This is a genomic window from Leyella stercorea (genome assembly GCF_021531655.1).
Map to the genome: position 1 here is coordinate 1 of NZ_JADYUF010000052.1, position 19885 is coordinate 19885.

Consider the following 19885-nt stretch of genomic DNA (forward strand, 5'->3'; position numbering starts at 1 on the left):
GGGCTGGGGGTGGGGCTTTTTATTTGGATTATTCAATATTTTTCACTAACTTTGCCACAAACATACGGCAGGAGCGATGAAGAATAGCAATAACGGCATTGATATACTCGAACAGCAGATGGCCAACAATGAGGACATCTGCTGTTCGTGTGGTAATATAAATTCTTTTCCAAAGGTATTTTTCGACAACTATAAGGTTGCCGATGTGGGCATCATTGTGTGTACATCGGGCAAATTCAAAATCAGTTGCAATAATGTGGAGTATGTGGTAAACAAGGACGAGACGGCATTTCTGTCGCGCGACGTTTACTTCTCCATCACCAGCCACAGCAACGACTGCTCTGTGGTAATCATTCTATATAGTGTCGACTCCATACGCGACATTCTGGGCAGCACCATTGTCGGAATGAAATTCATCGAGATGCTCAATCCACGAGACTGCTGGGTAATGCACACCGGACACGAAAGCGAGCTGACAAAATATTCCGAACTGCTGGCTGTAGGCAACAGCGACGACAACGTATTCGCAGCCAATGAGCGCCGACTGCTACTGCTGTCGCTCACCTACCGGCTCTGTGGTATATTCCGAGAAATATCAAAAGACGGCGACAATGCCTCAAGCCGCAAACTCGAGACCTACATGCAGCTGATGCAACTCATTGACCAATATCACACCCATGAGCGTGGCGTAAAGTTCTATGCAGACCGTCTGTGTCTGTCGCCCAAATATCTTACGTCGCTCGTCAAGTCGGTGTCGGGCAGCAGCGTACAGCAATTGGTGTTCAAGGCTATAACCAAAAAAGCCATTTTCTTAATAACCACTACCGACAAGAGCATTAAGGAAATAGCCGACCTACTGAACTTTCCCAATGCCTCAGCATTCGGCACATTCTTCAAGAAACAAGTGGGAATGTCGCCAGTGAACTATAGGCAAAAAAAGTATGACACATAACCCATTGTTTAAAGTCCACAAAATAGTCAGAAGTCATAAACTGCATGATTCTTATGCAGTTTTCAGTAAAAACTGCATAGATTTCATGCAGAAATCCCTCAAAACCGCATAGTTTTTATGCAAAATTAAGTATATTTGCAAAAAAAGCAGATGATATGGAACAATTATTTGAATATTTCAAGCGCAAGCTCAACGAAACTCCTACCGACTTAGTAAGATATAAGTATGGGGAAATAGAATGGAGAGGACACGCCTTCGGACTGGTCGGACCGCGAGGCGTTGGTAAGTCAACAATGCTCTTGCAACATATCAAGACGCAATTGGAAATAAAGAACACACTTTATGTATCGGCCGACCATCTTTATTTTACATCACACACTCTTGTAGATTTAGCTGACCGCTTCTATAAAATGGGAGGCAAACATCTTTTCATTGACGAGATTCACAAGTACGACGGATGGTCGGCCGAAGTGAAGCAGATATTTGACAGTTACTCGGATTTACAATTAGTCATTTCGGGGTCTTCCATCCTTGAAATAACCAAAGGCATGGCCGACCTCAGTCGTCGTGTTCCAATATATGAGATGCAGGGACTATCGTTTAGAGAATACCTACACTTATTCCATGGCATAAAAATGGATGTTGTCAATATGGAAAAACTCTTACACCATGAGTATGAGATTCCTGGAATAGACCATCCACTACCATTGTTTCATGACTATTTGCGACGAGGATATTATCCGTTTGGCAGTGATGCTGCATACGATATAGAATTGATGCAAGTTGTAGTACAAACGATGGAAAGCGACATTCCTATATATCTGAACACTAATGTATCAGTTGGCAGAAAACTGAAACAACTGCTTATGGTTGTGGCTGAAAGTGTACCATTTAAGCCAGTTATGCAAAAACTGGCTGATGTGACAGGTATAAACCGCAACTATATTCAAGACTATCTGATGTATATGGAGCGTGCAGGAATGATAGCCCAACTGCGAGATGCTGTAGGTGGCATTAGAGGTCTTGGCAAAACCGAAAAAATATATCTGGACAATACCAATCTTATATATGTGCTTGCTCCCAAACGGGCAGACATAGGCAATATAAGAGAAACATTCTTTATGAACCAAATGCGTATTGCAGGTGATGTAATGTGTTCGCCTGTATCCGATTTTCTTGTGGACGGCATGACTTTTGAAATTGGCGGACGTAAAAAGGGACAGAAACAGATTTCAGAAGTCAACAATGGATATGTGGTGAAAGATGACATTGAAACAGGCTATGCCAATGTACTTCCACTATGGGCTTTCGGACTATTGTATTGATATCACATAATATTAAAGAAAATATTAACAAATACAATAATTTTTACTTGACCACTGCTATTTTTTATATTTACTCTTGTGCTTTTCCAAAAAATTGACGTATCTTTGCATATAACTAACATTCATTAACCCAAATATAATAACGGTCTGCATCCTTAAAAAAGGATTGCAGACTATGATATTTCCAAAAACCTAAAATAATATGAATGCCGCAATTATCTTGATTATTCTCGGAATAATCATATGGATTATAGTACCTAATTTCATTTCTGGCAGCAAGAAAAACAAAGCCAGGAAACAAAAGGTTATGGCTTGCAAGGTTATAGGCTGGCTGCTTATTTTCCTTGGAATCTATAACGCAATTTCTACATTATTAGGAGATTAAACAAAAAAAATAACAAATATGAAAAATTATTTTTCTAAATTCGGTGCAACTGTTCTATTTGCATCCATGACGGCAATGTTCGTCTCATGTGGCTCTTCCAGAGTTGAAGACTTAAGTAAGATCAAAGATTTTCATTATTCAACCACAAAAAGTTTCTCAAACAAGCTTGCCACTGACAAGAGTAATAAAGGCGGTAGCTGCGTTGATTTGTATATTGACTATTCAGACTGCATGACTACAGCTGCCAGTTCAAAATACTATCAAAGCGTACAACCTGCTATTATTGCCTGTACTCCGAATTATTATTCTATTAAAGGTAATGACATAACGTTCGAGAGCAATGACAAGATGAAAGTTCATCAGTTGCTAAACTCCATCACCAATGTCGACTACTCTAACATAAAGGGAGCAGTAGACAGTATCCTTTTGAAGAAAAGAGAGGCTATACTTATCACTGACGGAGAATTCTACCAGCAGGGCATTGGTGCAAACCTTAACAATCCATATCTTGCAGACGAGTTTAAGAAATGGCTAAACGACGGACATGACATTTACGTTTATAGCGAGCCTTATACATCCGCAGGTTTCACAAAGAACAGATACTATATGCTCTTTACAGACCATCGTTTAGACAATAATATCCAGGAGATATTCTCACGCAATGCCCCCAAGGACGATGCAGTAAAGATGGTACACCTCTATAGTGGCATTCCTTCAGCCAAAGTCGGAAATTCAGGAGTTCTTTTCAATGAGCAACTTCTCATAACTCCCGATGCTGAGATCAATCCGGCAATGTCATACGAATGCCATACAATGGATGCAGCGTGGGATGATGTTCAGAAATATGTACTCAATGCAACAGACGATAATGGAAATGCCATAAAGGGTGGCGACTTCTTCTTCAAGGGAATTGACATAGAAGTTACAGAGGTCGATGCATATAAACCTTCAGAGATTGAAGTAAAATGTTATCAGATAAGCGATTTGTATGAAAATTTCAATCCTAAAAAAGACAAGATTACGCTACCACAACCATTAGAAAACATGTTCGTTATTGACGAAGCTGCATGGAAGAAAGGGAACGTAGTTGTCAAACTGCATCCTGACTTTGACGGTTCTTCACTAAATGGGACATCGGGCAACCTTCTAAGAATTGACATTTGCGTAAAGAAGTCAAAAGAAAACTTTACTGACAATGAAAATATTGGAGGTAAATTTAAATTCGATTCTCCATGGGGATACAACACTTCGATATACGAAAGTTTGAAACAGACTCTCCTTGACCCGTCTATAAGTCCTGAAAATAGCGGTGACCCTATAATATATACTGTTTACCTATCGACATTTACACTTTAACATTAACTAATCAATAAATCACAAATAACATGGTTACAAAAATCACAACAATGGCTCAGCTTCACCAAGCTGAGATTGCAACTTACATGACAGACGCTATCGTTGGTATAGTTTTCATGGTTTTAATTCTTATTGTAGCTAATCTTATTTCATGGCAGCCCGGTGCATATGACAATTCACCCGCAAAGCGTAAAACATGGTTCTGGATTCTTGGAGTCGCTTCATTGTTCACGAGCCTTGGAATTGATTATTTCACATGGATGAAAAGAATCGAAAAAGCTCAGTTCGTAAGCGAGTACATTATGCATATGATAGGTGCAGCCATCGTAGGTGTTGTTATCTACGGTATTGTAACATTCATAATATGCAAAATTCAGAAAAAAGACACAAAATTGGCTTCTATGTTCTAAAGCCTGTTATTGTATAACTGTAAAATCTATTAACAATGAACGTATACAATATCATTGCTATAGGTGGAACTGGCATGCGTTGCGCAGAGTGTGTTGTACACCTCTGCGCAATGGGCATGTTTGATGATACCGAGATAAACCTACTGGCTCTTGATACTGACTACAAGAACGGTAACTTTAAGAGACTGAAAAACCTTATTGGCAATTATAATAGAATAACTTCAGACCGCGACGGAGTTGCTTCAAACACTTTGTTCTCAGCAAAGATTAACTATTATACATTCTCACCAGATTACAGCGCCGGCACCAACTACGATATAGTTGCACATTATAGTGATGCTCAAGCCTCAACCCATGACGACGATGGTGTAAAATGGCAGGAAAGCGACCTTGTAGACCTTTTCCTAACACCAGAAATGCGCAAAATGGATCTGCAGCATGGCTACAGAGCCCAAACCCAAATGGGATCCATGCTAATGTATCATGCCATTAAAGAAGAAGCATACAAGAACAAAGGAAAGGGATCAGACCTCGTAAGATATGTAGAAAATCTTATGACTACACCCGGAAGTATAGTATTCTTGTTTGGTTCCGTATTCGGAGGAACAGGTGCCTCTTCTATCCCCGTACTACCTCATGCATTACAAGAAGCAGCCAAAATCCTTTCGAAAGATGGTCAAGGCGACCTGCTCTCTAAGAATATGTTTGGAACCGTAATGCTGACCAATTATTTCAGTTTTGACGCACCAAATACAACTGACTCCGTTTTTGCAACCTCAGACAAATTTGCACTGAACTCACAAGCAGCCCTTTCATTCTACAATGAAGACGAAACTGTAAGATCTACTTATAAGAGACTATATATGATCGGTAGAGAAAAGCCACGAAATGTATCGCGTCGCGATGCTGAAAGTGTGACTGGAGGTGATGCGCAACGCAATCCTGAAGACTATATCGAACTGGCAGCAGCTTCTGCAGCATATGATTTCTATCAGAATGCCAAAGCCCATATGGACAAACCGGTATTTGGAGATGAAGCAGAGATATTCTACCGCACGATGTCATCCGACGACAATAACAGTCTTTCTTTTGAGTCGTTCTTTGGCACAGACAAAGACAAATTCGCACAAAAATGCGGTATTATGATGGCTTCTGCATTCCTTTTCGGACCACAGGATTTTGCAAACAATAGAAGAAGACATGAATCATTCAGGGCATTGACAGAAGAAAATGTCAAGGATATTCGCGACTTCTTCCGTATGTTCTATGATTTGGAATGTCTTGACGAAAAAGAGCCTGGCAGTGGTTGGATAAAACAAATGCAGGAATCGGCTATAGAACAAGGCTACCAAGGCTTTCTCTTTAATCAAGCAGCATACAGTACGGCACCAAATACTGCAGGAAAATTCAAATACAACGAAAAACTTTTCCCCGAAACATCAAAGTACCACTACTCTGTAAGTCTTATCAGTAGCGCTTATGATACATTCAAAAAAGAATTCGGAGATAACGTTTTTGGCGACAGCGACAAAACTGCCGTATCTGCACTATTGAAGCGTACATACGATACCTTTACTAAACTTTATGGTTTCTAACTTATACACTACTGAAAATGGCAATAACAAATAACCTTTTACCAAAGTGTATCAAAGGTCATGACACACAGCAGGCAAAGCCGAATTCATGGGAAAAAATGGGAATGCCTGAACAGTTTATCGATAGTATAGATACCACTGGCGGTGAACTGAATGATGCAGCAAAGTTTAATCTTTTAGTTTCGAGCGTACCATCACCCTGGGCAAGAGTACATCTTACCCAGCATGCCATTATGGCAAAAGAAGATAAGACCGATACAAGAACCTTGTCTCAGTTCTATTCTTTCTTGTGCAGCGAATGGCGTGGACTGATTGCAGCATACGTTCTCTATCCTGAAGATTTCGAATTGACAAAACCTATAGAGCTTGTATCCAAGGATATAACTAGACGTTCAGGAAAATTCGACATACTGAGTACATATGCTGAAATGCTCTTCGAGAATGAAGCTTTATGGAAGTACGAAAAGGGACAGTTGGAGAGACCTAAAATGCAGATTCTCTACTATCATAACGGCGACCAACGTTATCCTGTAGGTGGTACATCTCCCTTCAGTATTCTTTTCTCTGGAATGAATTACATGATGCCCGTTGATGAACAAAGAATATACTGGATTGTTGACGGCAAATTCCAAGATCCTGCAGACATAAAATTTGAAACATATTACAAGGAAGGTGAAGCCAAATTCAATGATAAGCATTTCAACAATCTGAAGAAGCTTTACTCATTCTTGAATGGTGTTCAAAAGAACTCTTCAAATTATATTGAGACTTTAAAGGGTATTTGGGAAAGTTCTCACAACAACGAAAACTCACCAAGTACTACAGATGCAAGATATAATATTGTAGAGCGAGTTCTCAATGCTGCTATAGCTGCATGGATGGATGAGATCCGTATCATATTGGGCAATGTTGCCGAGAGATCGAAAAACATTCCCGTAAACCACAAGAGACCAGAAGGTCCGCTTGGCGAACTTCTTAACATAAAAGCAGCATACTACTGGAGAAATAATGCTTTCTACACCAAACCTTTTGAAAAATCCGAACTGAGTCAGGAAAATCACGAGGTTCTTGTTAAAGATGTGGAAAGTCTGTTCATAAGTAGTGACTATCTTGCCCTATGGCGTGATTGTGCAATACCAATGACCGACAGATCAGGAAAGCCTACTTCACGAATGGAGCACGATTACCGCATGTCGCCTATACATTTTATAAAAGCAGAAGAAAACGGCAAGACTTGGTTTCTCGCAGTTCCTCTTAGTGAATATGCTCTTACAGATGTATTCAAGCAGGAATTTGTACCAATCATTGAAGGTACTAATGAGAACGTAAAGATACAGGCAGAAAAGAACGGAAAACGAGTTGACGTTTATCTTAAAGCACGCATTGATGCAGAAGGCGAGTGGGTCAATATACGTAATCGTTCATTTATTGTGGAAACTCCAGATCAGACAAAGAAAGTGTTCGCATGGCCCAACTTCTGCTCTTCAAAATGGCAGAAATACTACTATTATAGTGAGTTCCCTACAAATGCCACAAAGGATGTCCAGATGGTTCCTGTCTTCGAAGACATGGCCGACATTGAAGACATGAACAATACAGAATCATGGTCAAAGGACGCATTCCTTAAGATGATTAAGTATCCGGCAACAGCTACAACCGATGCGCACGCCTACGAAATCATCAGGACAAACAAGCCCTTGCGTAGAATCAAAATACGCAAGCGTATAGGTAATGGCATATATGACTTAGGATGGCTTGTTGTACGTCAAGTAAGCTACAATACCCTTGATACACCTCAAGGCATGCAAACCATTCCTGATTCAGATAACCTTTCACCAACAACAGTAGGATTTGACTTCGGTAGTACCAACTCATGTGCATATTATTGCGGTCAAGGCTCTAACGACATTCGACCTATTCCGTTTACAAATAGACGTTTAGCCATAATTGGATTTGACAATAAACCCATTGACACTGCTGAACCCAATGAACTGCTCTTCATCTCAAACGAAGAACCGATCAATAAGAATGGCCAGATCAAGTCATGGCTACATGAACACGATCAAATGTTTATTGATCCGTCAAAGATGGGTGAAGAGTTGGTTGGAGGTGTGCCCGTTAACGAAACAAACATTACGGTCAAGAGCATGAACCGTTATGATATTACCACCAATGCCGGCAAACTTCATTACAATATGAAATGGCTCGTTGACAATGACGGTACACGCAGAAAGAAGGCCTTCATGAAAATGGTATGGATTCAGATATGCGCAGACTTGTTTGCAGAAAACCTGTATCCACAAACATTAAATTGGTCATACCCGAGTGCTATGGGCTCTAGAGACATGAGTGCTTTGGAAGATATATTTGCAGACATTCCATCACCTTGTCCTAATTATTGCGTAAAGGAAAAGAACTCCTTCACCGAAGCTGAAGCTGTATGTTCATACTTCCTTGACAAAAAAATATCACTTGAGCCCGACAATCTTTTTGTAGGTATTGACATAGGCGGTTCTACATCAGATATACTTGTGCTTGGAAAAGAAGCCCAGCAAGTTCATGAGACTGAAAATCGTCCCATTGACAATCATATTGCTCAAACTGCACACGACATTACAGCTACATCCCCTCAAACCAACTACGATGAACTCGGTCGTAAAGAACTATGCAACCTTGTTCGTGAACGGGGTCTTGCAGGTAAAGTAGAACTTGATGAACTTGGCAGAAGTGAGATAGTGGACTTCCTTAAAGCTAACGAAGCACAAGCTGAAGTTGACTATGATGAAATGAGCCGTAAGGAACTTTGCGACATCGTTCGCGAACGTGGTCTTGCCGGTAAGGTTGACCTTGACGAGCTGAGCAGATCAGAAATCATTGAATACCTAAAAGCCAATGAATGTCCCGCTCAAGTTGACTATGACGAACTCAGCCGTAAAGAACTTTGTGATCTTGTTCGTGAACGTGGTCTTGCTGGTAAGGTTGACCTTGACGAGCTGAGCAGATCAGAAATCATTGACTTCCTAAAGGCGAACGAAACTGGTGCTGCAATAGACTACGATGAACTGAGCAGAAAAGAACTTTGTGATATTGCCCGTCAACGAGGCCTTGCTAATACAGCTGACCTTGACGATCTTAGTAGACATGAAATCATAGACCTTCTTAAGTCTAACTCTGGTGCTAAGACAGTACGCCACGCCCAAACGGTCAATAACGTATCAACTCATAGTCGCCAGTCGGCTGCCGATACTGCTGAACGAGGAGGAACTGACCGTAGACTGTTTACCCAATGTTCTGTACGTATGGCTGCAGGTGTATTTTTTGATGCAATCATCGGATCCAAGAAGTTCCGCGACTGCATTAGAAACTTCCATGCATCGAAGGAAACACACATCAAGGTTGAAGATATTGACAGTATCGAGGTTGATCCATTAAGAGCGCCATACTACCTGAACAACATATTCGACCAGCTTCATGGAGATGCCGAATTCAAGAAGTTCTATGGCTATCTTAAGAATGACGTGCCTTTCGTTTTCACTCTGCCAGCATATATTGTAGGCGCTCTTATGTCATACTCTGGCATGTTAGTGCGCAATGCTATCATAAACCAAAAGTTGGACAAGATAGAAGAGGTGCACCTACGTTATTTCGGCAAGGGCGGACGCCTGTTCGAATGGCTGTTCTTCACCTTCAAGCCTGCTGAGGTAGAGGCCTACCTTAATGCCTGTTTCGAAGTAGGACTGAAAAATGAGGCTATTAACGAAGCATTCGGACGTGGTGCCGATTACAAACCTATCGTCTGCATATTCGATAATAGTCACGACGAGCAGTATGGTAACAGCGAGAACTCTGAAAACAAATCGGAGGTAGCAAGAGGTCTTGTTTCGCGTCATGAGATAAAAGGCATAGATGCCAACCGCCGCAATATATACGGCAAGCGCGGACAAAGCACATCAAACGAATACGATGCTCGCAAACAGGAGGTTATTGGTGAAGTAGGCATTCAGCGTAATGGCATAACCCTCAATGAACTCTCACTGGTTGATGACAACTTCTACGAGTATGAAGGCAGTATCTCTATGCCTAAGAAGTTTGAAAACTTCTCTGAGTTCATGGATACTTTCATCCAGTTTGTCGGTCACGCCACAAACATTTATCCTCGCACAACAAACCTTGCAAGCAAAATACAGGATGTACGCAATGTGCGCAATTTCATCGTCAAGGACACCGAATTCCGTAAATATACCGAGAATATCAAGGCCGGCAACGAAGACTCTTACCGTATGCCTGTATTTATTGCTACAGCGTTGTATTATCTTGAAGAAGTACTTCTTAAGGAAGTCTTCTCCAACAGTTAACAAACCCTATCGTATTTGAACATTGAAATAATATGGCAAAATACCTTCAATTGTATCTGGACACCGACTTCATTATTCCTATTGGAGTCGGTGATTCCGGAAACATAAACAAATATATCGACCAACAGGCCTTAAGACGGTTGTGGCTGTTTTTTTCACGCACTTCCAGCAATGGTATGTTTGATGCAACAGAGTCAAACAAAGCCAATTTTGATGCTGGCAGAGAGGGTTTCTATGGCGACTTTTGGAAGCATGTGGAGAATAACGATAAAGTTCCAGGCGAGTCATACAAATACCTTGATTTGCTAGACTTGTCACGCATAATCACTAAATTACGCGAATGGTCAAATGCTACTCTCTTCACTGAAACCCCTGAGGTCGTTCTCAATTTCTCCACAGTAATCCCATTGAAGGCACGCAGAGCATTTGTTGATTACATAAACGAAAAGTTAGGACGTGTACGTAGCTACAGCATTGAAATGAACAATCTGCTTTCGGACAAGATTGTATACGACTACCAAACACTATCGCCTGCTTTTGGCGACCAATTGCTGATAGTCCAATCTGCAGGCAAGGATATTCTGCTGTCAATACAAACATGGTGTGGCAATCAGTTTATGCAGGGAGACGAACCATTAAGACTTAAGAAAAAGGGCAGCGAGTTTCTTAAGGAGGCTATAGCCAAAATAGTGGTAGACTATTTTGAGCAGAATTACCATATGCTTCTGCCAACGCAAAAAGAAAAGGAATATGCCTATCAAATGCAGTTCGCAGACACTTGGCTACAAGACAGAAACGGCGACGAAGACTTCTGGGTTGACAATTTTCATTATTCACTCAACCCAGCCAAATTGTATCCCCCAGTACAAATTGACGGCAAACAACTGAATCTGATTGAAAAAGAGGCCATCCGCAACACAATAAATGGTATTTACAAATTCTATAAAGAGAATATCATCAACAAGCATCTGCATACAATTCTTATTGGTGACGTTTTCAAAGAAGAAGTATTTATGAAGGATTGTGTCAGCGTAACATCAAGCGATGGCAAGTACACGTTCTTTAATGACAACGCCATTCAGGAGGCTTTAGGACGTTATAATGTAAAATACTCTACATATGTGGAGGATTCTTTGCATCTTGAAAGAATCTTCATGGACAAAGCCAATGAACGAGAAAGAATCAGAACATACGTTCATAATGCAGAAATCCTTGGCTCGCTGCGCGACAATATCAATGGTACCGTCCACAACATCAAGACTGCTGTAAACGCCGTTAATGAACGTAACTTCGATTTGCACGAATCATGGAAGTCATTGATGCGTCAAAGCAAGTTCAGTGAGGCCTCTGACCTTATCGAACAAATGTCAACAAGCGATGAATTGGCAATCTCTAAGAACGAAGCTATTGAAATACTGAAAAGTATTGAACTTAGCAACTCGCTTCTTATTGATCTGAAACAGCTGAAAGAAGTTGAGCCGATTGTTAATTCCATAAGAAACGGTGAAAAGGAATTGCGAGAACTTAATGCAAAGGCTGACGAACTAAGGAATCTGCCGGAATCGCTCAGAATATCGGTACAAAAATACAGAGACCTATATCCGAGATACAAGGAACTGAAAAAACAGTTCGAAGCAGAATCCACCCTGACCGGTCGAAGAAACATTGTTGACGAAATGAAGGATCTGACGATGGAACCGATGCCGATATTGGATATTGAAACAATTAGCGGAACTATCACCGTAAAACTTGTATCTACAGGTGGATTCCTTGGCATTGGCGCCAAAAAAAGTGTCGATATAAAACTAAGCATCGACAAGCCACTACCATGCCGTGGCGTTCTTATTGTAAGCCCAAAGGTTATAACAAAAATACCTGAAGGACGTTACGGCATATTCGCTATAGATGTAGATAAAGGTGCAGAAGGAATGGTAGTAGAAACAAATCTTGATTTCAATACAATAGGATTGGAGAAAAACGCCAAATCAATATTTGTAAAATTCTGGCCACACGAAAACGACAAGATACCTATCAACCGCTTTGATGTCAGTGGTGGTGGAATGATAACATTATAAAATCTATAAAATAATACAATGGGAAAATCTATTCTTTGTCCGTACTGCTTTGAAACCTTTGACAATACTGAGGTGATGGTACAGTGCGATAATTTTGCAACACGCACAATTGACGGCAAACCAAAAGAAATATGTGAGCGCGAAGAAAACCGACTCTTCAACGAACATTGGGATGAGAATGTCATGTCAAAGCATGTGTTCAGTCCCAACATCAGTTTTCTGGACAGAATCAGGGGGTATAAGCCCAAACCATGCAAGTGCGACCAGTGTGGAGCCAACTCTTCACGCTTTGTATGTCCTCATTGCAACAACTGGCTTCCAACAGAAATGATAGAGAAGGGTTCTGAAATCATCTCGGTAATCGGTGGTCCTGCAAGTGGCAAATCAAACTACATTGTTGCGTTAATCAACCAATTGCAAAAATACGGCTACAAATTGCAATTGGGACAGATTCTGCCACAACTTGTAGGTAGAAACAAAGCTGAATATACACGCAACCTTTATGAAAAGGCAAAAGACTCAATATTCAAATATCACACCCCTGTAGCTAAAACAGCTACGACAGTACATCCTATCCCATGGATATTCCGTCTTGAAAGCCATGCGACAAAAAAGGCAGTATACTTAGTGTTCTACGATACTGCAGGTGAGAGTTTTAAAGACCCCGAGGAAATCAGAAGAAACGCCAAGTATCTTGACAAGTCAAGGGCTGTAATTGTTTTGCTCGACACTCTGTCTCTGCCTTATATCCAAAGAATTCTCAGCCGAAAGCACATCGTCAATCAAGACCAGGCCACTCCATTTAGCGATACGATGGATGCTCTTAACAACTTTGCCACAGACAACAACCATCTCTACAAGCGACCTTTTGCTTTTGTGATGAGTAAGTTTGATGCTGTAATTCAGAATCAAGAAGACCTTGAGTTTGACATTGAACCATTCAAACACAACAGTTCGTTCATACATACCGGCAAATTATCACTACGCGAGATCGATGAGGCGAGCGATATGATTAAGAGTTATATGGAAAGCCATTGGGACGAAGGTCAGCTTGGATATGACGTAGTAAAGAAATGGGGTGACAATGCCCGATTCTTCGGAGTCTCGGCTCTGGGTGCCATGACCAACGAGAACCTGCAAATTGACATTTCGGAAGATCAAGACGTAAAACCATTCCGAGTTATGGATCCATTAATCTGGGTTCTGCACAAGCTTGGCGGTTTTGGTATTCCTGTAGAACAATAAAACACATAGAGACATGAAGTATTATCATATTATATACAACTCGTCCGAAAAGCCAATGGACGGAGGAGTCGGATTTGGTATTAGAACCGCTACAGAAAATACTCCAGAACAGTTGCTTAAGGCAATTAGGGGTATCAAGTTCTTTACCGATGATTGGGAGTCGTATGAGGACAAGCCTTCACCAGCAAAGATGAAGGAGAATCCATCGGCTATAGAGACTATTGCTAAAAACTATGCAATAACCAATATCACAGATGAACAAGGCAAAGTGTATTACGTAATTGCCAGACGCGCCTATGTTGGTTTTGACTATAGCTTCTACAAGAATGGTATGCCCACTCGTCCAGGTAACTATGTCATCGATTACTATGTATTTGATTCCACACCTAAGAGTCAGGCATATGAAATTCTGTACGAAAAGTCGTTAGCAGAATCCAATCACTTCATCCCAAAATCAGTGCAACCACGAGAGGACAATGAAGAGATGAAGGAGATATCCGTTGGAGCCCAACCGGCTCTTCCTATAGAAGAAAAGCCTTTCAATGCAGAACTTGTAGATGCACTTGACAAAGAAGTCGTAAAGTTGTTCTTTACATATCTAAAATCACATAAAGAAGGCAAAAAACTTGTCGTGAAAGCAGGCAAGGACAAAGCACTTAAGCTTACCGCTGATTTATACAGAATGCTCGAACCTGAATCAGCCAAGAATGTCCGTATATATGTAAATCTGCGCAGCCAAGGTGTTAACGACTATTTTGATATTTTCTTTATACATGAAGATTATCCACACCAGATTTATCCCGGTCTCTATGATTACATAGAGATTGACTCTGCAGCAATGCCTGATACAGACGAAGCAAAAACATTCAGCAGAGATTTGGAGAACTTGGTGTGCTCCTCATTTGCAGCCAATAAGGACGATGTATACGACACGCTCAAATGGCTGATGATGCCAGAATACTCTATAGTAAAATCTCTTAGCAAGTCAACTATCGACTCTTTCTTCTGCTATTGTATACAACCTGGCAACTTTACATATGACAATCTAAAAGACTCAAATGGCAAACTGAATGATGAGTTTCTTAATGTTCTATGTTCATATACTAAGAAAAACAAGAAGAATGCCGAGCGTTTCAATATTGTTGTAACAGAGACAATGAATGACGCAACAGCTCAAGATATAATCAAGCTGATAGAAGAATACAATCATCTTTCTTCTGCTGGATTCTATCTTGACGACATTACATACAATGTAAAACAGAATGTTTGTAGCGTATTGCTTTCTGACATAAATCTTTTCAAAAAATCAATTGACAAATTATCTCTGAAAGGTATTCAGAAATTCTTTGTCAAGACAATTTTTGAAAGCAAGAACGAATATGTTGACACCAACACTCTCGATTCATATATGCTGCATCTTTACAAGTGGTTTTTGAGTGACGAAGAATTGAAAAACAAGAACAATGTGCTTTTCAAGCGATTTATGTATCGCAATATGTCGAGTGAAATATTCTATACTATTATAGATGACATTCACGGTGACAATGAAGATGCAAAAGTGAAGTTCTTTATACAAATTCTTCAGAAAGAGCTAAAACCATTCAAAGTAGTATGGCCATATATGGACCACTATTTGGCTAAAACATCAACGAAATACAAATTCCTTCAAGAGTTTGAAGCCAGAATTGAAAACGAGCAGTATGCTCCAATGTTCTACCATTCTATCATCACCAACAAGGCATCATATTCAACTGTTGGTACTATAGAGCAATTGTCAGCAGTTCTTAAAAAGAACCCTGAATTAAAACGCCTTGTTGAAGCCAACTACAACCAAGACGGTTTGTATAAAGGACTATATAATGAACTCAAGACCAGTTGCAAAGCCAATCCACAAAAAGCATTGGATGCAATAAAACAGAATGTACTAGGTTTCCTTAATATAAAAGACCCATCATTCCAGGTTCTTGCTTTCTATCTGGAATTGAAAATAACAGGCAATTACGATAAAGTTCGTCAACTGAATCCTACCAGTTTGAAACTGGCATACAAAGAGATAAACGAACAACAAGACAAAGAACTGTTCAATGAATTGCTCCCTGTTTTTGTTGAGGCATCCAAAATTCAGAAGGGTGATATCACACCATTGGACGTTGCTAAAAAATACAAAGAGTACAATCGTGAAGCAAAGACAACAGAGATGCTTGAAAAGCTTGTCCCGTCAAAAGACAAGGGGTGGATTGATATGATTTCAGCCATATTACACGATGTAAGCCATAAGGACTTCAAGGAAGCATTTGACCTGGTCCAGAGATTCGGAATGAAATCCGAAGACATAGAAAAACTTATGACACGCATCTATGCCAAAGAATACAATGCATACAAGCGCAAGAATAAGGTGAAGAACTTCTTTGTTTCCATGAAAAACATCTTCACGTCTAAGAAGAAATCCAATGATACAGACAAGAAGAAAAAAGAAGAGACCAAAGAAGAAAAGAGAAAAGATAAACAAAACAACAAATCAACTCAATAATAAAAGACATGTTAAATCTACAGACTATCATGCCGTTAGCGGCTCAAGATTATTCAGACGAACCAAACACGTGGGTGTTTTGGGCGTTTATGGTTCTTGGCTTCATTGCTTTTCTTTGTAGTTTCGCGACACCAATATGTCAATCAAATTGGGAAAACATCAAAGGAGAATACAATGAAAACAACATGCGCAGATTGTTCATGTTCAATCGTCAGCCATATATTCTTGTTGTACATATTGCAGTATCAATAATTTTATCGGCAGTAATAGGTGCTGCCATCCTGTTTCTAGTAGGCGGTATAGGTTATTTGTTGCTTTGGATTGTAAAGCTCATCATATGGGCTATTATCATCATCGGCTGGATATGTTTGGTCGGTGGAGTAATAGCACTCTTTGGAGGAGGGCCAGTCGGATGTCTGCCTATAATCATAGGTGGATTGATTGTATATTACCAAGATACATTATCCGCATGGGGAAACAAATGCGTTGAAGCAGGCTTTGAATTTTTCAACGAACTGAACTTATGGGAATATTGTCAGTATCTTTGGACAGAATACTCATTGACATTATTAACCATAGCAGCTATTCCTATTGCCATCGGTGTTGCAGCTGCTGTGCTGGCACTCCTGTGCTCATTCGTATTTTGGATTGTTGAAACAGTCATCACACGAAAGTACAATATCAAACATCCGTGTCCTTTCTGTCATAATCCGTCAGAACCTGCCATTTACCTCTCAGAGAATGTCGAACTGCCCATTAGACTGCGTCCAAGCTGGTATGGACTACTCCATGTCACACATCCCGTAACGGGCGAGAGTATGCCGACAATGCTGCTGAACGGAAGAGATGAGTTGCCACGAAAATGTCCTCATTGTGACCGTATCATCAATTACAAGACCGGAGTTGAGAAACATATTGCCTTTGTAGGCTTGCCAGAATCAGGCAAAACATGCTTGACATATCGCTTTATTGGCAATATGATGAAGAATGACTACGAAATCCAATTCACAGACGATGTAAACAAAGAGGCACAGAGAATAATACTTGACGTAAAGAATGGTAAAGAACAGGAACTCGCTTCTAAGACAAGTGTCAATGACATGCGTAGAAGCCTCCAGATTCTTGTACCAGGCAAAGCACCTTTACCTTATCATTTCTTCATAAATGATGTTGGTGGCGAGCTCTTTACAACTTCTGGTGTAGAATCCAACTATATGCAATTCTTTAAGGATGTCGAATCGGTTTCGTTCTTGATTGACCCATTCACAATGGATTTCTCTGAATATGAAACATCCGGTGATTTTGGCAAATGGTACAAGACCAATATAATTGGAAAAAAACAACTGAAGCATACAGAAAAATTCTCGAATGTGCTACAGACTGTAAAAACCATGTCTGACCAGTTTGTACATAAGACCAAGAACATACACGTGAATATTATTCTCGTCAAATCAGACACAGGATATATTCCTAAAGACGTGTTGGACAATGAAACAAAGTTAAAGGATATGGTCATAACCCAAATGGGTATGGCTGCAGAGGTTATGGATTTGGAGAACACATACGCTTCGCTTCATTTCTATGCTGTATCTGCACTTAAAGATTATGGCATAGACCGACTAACAGCTGGTATCATCGAAGATCTTAACATAAAGTTGTAATATCATATATGAAAAAAAATACATTTTTAATATTACTTACTTTCTGCGCTCTGTTGTCTTCATGCAATAAGAAACAAGCTGCGATTGACGAACTTGAGGCTTATTCTGTGGAACTAAAAGAGAATTCCTCAGATTATTCCAACCAAGAGTGGGAAGATGCAAACGAACAATACCTACAGCTTGTCGAACAGATTGAACAATACGAGTATACCGATGAAGAACTAAAAGAAATCGGTAAACTAAAAGCACGTTGCCTCAAAGAATTACAAAAGGGTGCCATGAAAAAATTTCAATATGGCATTCGTAGTATAACCAATCAGATTGAAGGCGCTCTGAAGGAATTCGGAGAAGATGAAGATGAAAAGGAAAACGATTTAGAAGAATGATTGTTTTATATTAAGTATGGGTTCCTCGTTTTGCAAAACGAGGAACCCGTATTCTTTTAATACACAAATGAGTGGGCATATAAAGAAAATATTAGGAAGTTAGGATTTAAATATGTAACTTTGCCCTTATAACACCTATTAAAATCACGTAACCCAAATCTTAAAACAACAAACAGAAATGGCATTTTCCGACTCAAAACCCCACTATGCCCTGCTTGACGGTCTGCGTGGCGTGGCTGCAATGCTCGTCGTATGGTATCATGTATTCGAAGGTTTTCAGTTTGCAGGCAATAAGCCCGTCATCGACTTTATCAACCACGGCTATCTCGCAGTCGACTTCTTCTTCATGCTCTCTGGCTTTGTCATTGGCTATGCCTACGACGACCGTTGGGGCAAATCGCTTACAATGGGCGGTTTCTTCCGTCGTCGTCTGATACGTCTTCACCCTATGGTGATGCTGGGAGCGCTGATAGGCACCGTGTCGTTTCTGCTCACCGGTATGGAGCGATGGGACGGCACCCACTCAACCCTGCTACTCACACTGATAGCCCTCGTATGTTCATGGCTCATGATTCCGGCTTTGCATGGAATGCAACGCGACGTGCGTGGCAATGGTGAGATGTTTCCGCTCAACGGCCCTTGCTGGTCGCTCTTCTTCGAATATATAGGCAACATTCTATACGCCATCATCATCCGACGACTGTCTACACGCGCCCTGGCATGGCTCACAGCATTGCTCTGCTGTGCCTTGACATGGTTTGCCGTGACCAATCAGTCGGGCTACGGCTCAATAGGCGTAGGCTGGACCCTTGATACCACCAATCTGCTTGGTGGCACACTGCGTATGCTATGCCCACTCACCATTGGTATGCTTATGTCGCGAGTGTTCAAGCCGATAAAGAATGTACGTGGCGCTTTCTGGGCATGCTCACTCATTCTGATTGGTATCTTCCATGTACCGTTCGTAGACGGAGGCTCACCAATGAGCCTCAACGGCATATTCGAAGCAGTATGCATCATCGGTGTTTTCCCTATAATAGTATGGCTGGGCGCTTCGGGCACCACCACCGACAATACATCTCGACGCATCTGCCACTTCTTGGGCGACATCTCATTTCCGCTCTACATAATACACTATCCGCTGATGTACGCCTTCTATATGTGGCTCATCAAGACCGGGCTATACACATTCAGCGAGACATGGCCCATAGCCATCTCAACAATGGCATGCAGCATATGCATAGCATGGCTTAGTCTGCGATTCTACGATGAGCCGATAAGAAAATGGCTGAAGAAACATATTTAGATGAAAATAAAAAGTATATTATATATTCTTGGACAAGTATCTATAATATAAATGTCCAAGTATATATAATATAAATGGTAAAGTAATATATATTGCTTTATAGCTATATCTTATAAGTCTGTAATCATTTACTGTAAAACAAAATATCGGACGAACCAATTTGAAAGGCAAAAGGAGTCGTTTTACGCAAGCAACATAATATTTATCGGAACAATACATACTTATGAAACCAATTGGGTAGGAGGTAAATGCTAATCATAAAAGGCATTTGCCTCCTATTTTCACATTTACCGACCTCCCACAC

12 protein-coding genes are annotated in these 19885 nt (G+C 40.6%); all 12 read left to right on the forward strand.

The window, feature by feature from the left end:
• Positions 1-76: 76 nt before the first annotated feature.
• The 12 genes from I6E49_RS12295 to I6E49_RS12350 all read left to right on the forward strand — a co-directional run bounded on the left by I6E49_RS12295 (position 77) and on the right by I6E49_RS12350 (position 19581).
• Positions 77-952 carry a helix-turn-helix domain-containing protein gene (locus I6E49_RS12295; RefSeq protein WP_235402620.1) on the forward strand — a complete coding sequence of 292 codons (876 nt, stop codon included), beginning with the start codon at positions 77-79 and terminating at the stop codon, positions 950-952.
• A 155-nt stretch (positions 953-1107) separates the two neighbouring features.
• On the forward strand, positions 1108-2277 hold the full coding sequence (locus tag I6E49_RS12300; protein ID WP_235402621.1) for an ATP-binding protein: 1170 nt from the start codon (positions 1108-1110) through the stop codon (positions 2275-2277).
• A 403-nt stretch (positions 2278-2680) separates the two neighbouring features.
• Positions 2681-4018 (forward strand): hypothetical protein, encoded by a 1338-nt coding sequence (locus tag I6E49_RS12305; protein ID WP_235402623.1) that lies wholly within the window; start codon positions 2681-2683, stop codon positions 4016-4018.
• A gap of 50 nt (positions 4019-4068) precedes the next feature.
• Entirely contained in the window at positions 4069-4428 is a 360-nt protein-coding gene (locus I6E49_RS12310; protein ID WP_235402625.1) for a hypothetical protein, read from the forward strand.
• A gap of 35 nt (positions 4429-4463) precedes the next feature.
• Positions 4464-6023, forward strand: coding sequence for a hypothetical protein (locus tag I6E49_RS12315; protein ID WP_235402627.1), 1560 nt, complete (start codon positions 4464-4466; stop codon positions 6021-6023).
• Between the two features lie 233 nt (positions 6024-6256).
• Positions 6257-10378 (forward strand): hypothetical protein, encoded by a 4122-nt coding sequence (locus I6E49_RS12320; RefSeq protein WP_235402629.1) that lies wholly within the window; start codon positions 6257-6259, stop codon positions 10376-10378.
• A gap of 32 nt (positions 10379-10410) precedes the next feature.
• Positions 10411-12453 (forward strand): hypothetical protein, encoded by a 2043-nt coding sequence (locus I6E49_RS12325; protein WP_235402631.1) that lies wholly within the window; start codon positions 10411-10413, stop codon positions 12451-12453.
• Positions 12454-12471: 18 nt separating this feature from the next.
• Positions 12472-13698, forward strand: a complete 1227-nt coding sequence (locus tag I6E49_RS12330; RefSeq protein ID WP_235402632.1) for a TRAFAC clade GTPase domain-containing protein — start codon at positions 12472-12474, stop codon at positions 13696-13698.
• A 55-nt stretch (positions 13699-13753) separates the two neighbouring features.
• Positions 13754-16228, forward strand: a complete 2475-nt coding sequence (locus tag I6E49_RS12335; protein WP_235402633.1) for a hypothetical protein — start codon at positions 13754-13756, stop codon at positions 16226-16228.
• A gap of 8 nt (positions 16229-16236) precedes the next feature.
• The gene (locus I6E49_RS12340) at positions 16237-17889 is read left to right on the forward strand and encodes a hypothetical protein (RefSeq protein ID WP_235402634.1); all 1653 of its coding nucleotides are present in this window, start codon (positions 16237-16239) and stop codon (positions 17887-17889) included.
• An 8-nt stretch (positions 17890-17897) separates the two neighbouring features.
• Positions 17898-18275, forward strand: a complete 378-nt coding sequence (locus tag I6E49_RS12345) for a hypothetical protein (protein ID WP_235402635.1) — start codon at positions 17898-17900, stop codon at positions 18273-18275.
• 178 nt (positions 18276-18453) lie between these two features.
• Entirely contained in the window at positions 18454-19581 is a 1128-nt protein-coding gene (locus tag I6E49_RS12350; RefSeq protein ID WP_235402637.1) for an acyltransferase family protein, read from the forward strand.
• Positions 19582-19885: the final 304 nt, after the last annotated feature.